Below are 1,333 nucleotides of genomic sequence, written 5' to 3'. Positions count from 1 at the left end.
CCTCCACTTGGCTAATTTTGGCAGTTGGTACGGTAACCATCTGTGTAATGACGGCGGCGCTGTGCCACCTCAGCAGGCAGGGCAAAGCTGCCTTGCTTGAAGAAGACGACGAGTCCGATGAACTCGGAATTGAAGTATGTTGCTCCCTAACGCCCAGCTCACAGCGCACCCCAAGGTGATCCTGCAAGAGCGGCGCGGGACACGCGTGCAACGCATCCTGCAGCATGCCTCAGGGACTACCCGCGCTGTCGACCATCTCGTCACTGAGGTAATCACCTTCGTAACCCGAAGGCATCTTTCATCTCCGCATCACAGCAGTCCTCGTTTCTCCGAGAGCCTCTTCTGCAAGACGAGGGTGTATCCGGCCTCCTTAATGACCCTGAACCGGACTTCTCCAACCTGGGATGACTCCTCCCACTCACATAAATTGTACAAAACTTCCGGAATTTTATCCTTAAAGGCTTTCATAGACACGCTTGCGCCTTTTCACGAAAAGCAAAGCCCCAATTGCACCCACAACGACCAGTAGAGTGAGAGTAACGACCACAAACCCTACTAGCCAGCCGGGCGTGCCGCTACTTTGGCACTCGGTGACCCAGGCAAATTGCCTGCTTGTTAGCTTGTTCAAACCTTGAGGCAGGTTTCATTTGGTACATCTGGTAAAGGTCCATCTGATCGAGGGTATGGGGAGCGAAAACTCCCTCAGAATCAACATAACCAGACACCCCAAAGGGAACGCTGCTCTCGAACTCGACAGGGCCGCACTCTTGGGATGTAAGAGCCTCTTCATACCAGTCATTCGGATCAAGCCATTTACAGAAGGCAGCTGACCCGACCGAAAGACGCCTATAGGGTCTGGAAAGACACCGGCCAGCCCCATCATCGAAGTGTTAGGTCGTGGCCAGTCCCAGTTTGCGATGTCGGAGAGGGGGAGGACTTGCAGAGTGTCTATGAGAGCCTCCTGAAAAATATCTTCCAATGTCTGGTTTGACCTAGTATGAGTTGGGGCTTACCGAGAGATCCAGTTCGGATAGTTCACATATTCAGGTTCCCACACAGCGCTGATTAGCAACTGGACCAGACGAAAGTTTGGTGCGCTGCCAGATAAGGGGGCCCCTTGCTGTGAGCAGACAACCTACCTTCAGGAAGTGTTGGCATGAGGCAAACGGTGCAGTTGCGGTTGGCCGCCTCCCCGACCGTACGGTTGAGGATTCGAAAGAAAAGGGCATTGGCAAATAGATAGGCATTGTCAGTTTGAGCAGCAGAGGGGTCTTCATAGGCGACGCCATTGTACTCCTCCAGCAGCTGGGCTGCGTCATCGTCCTCGACGATA

At 53.6% G+C, this 1,333-nt stretch carries 1 protein-coding gene; it reads right to left on the bottom strand.

Annotated features, from left to right (window positions below; translation table 11 throughout):
- Positions 1–1,065: 1,065 nt before the first annotated feature.
- Positions 1,066–1,333, bottom strand: a 268-nt coding sequence (locus tag V6D20_25025; protein ID HEY9819045.1) for a hypothetical protein, incomplete at its 5' end; no start/stop codon positions are given.

The organism is Candidatus Obscuribacterales bacterium, from assembly GCA_036703605.1.
Lineage (GTDB): Bacteria > Cyanobacteriota > Cyanobacteriia > RECH01 > RECH01 > RECH01.
Note: the sequence above shows the minus strand (reverse complement) of the source record. Positions and strands in the feature narration are given on the sequence as shown.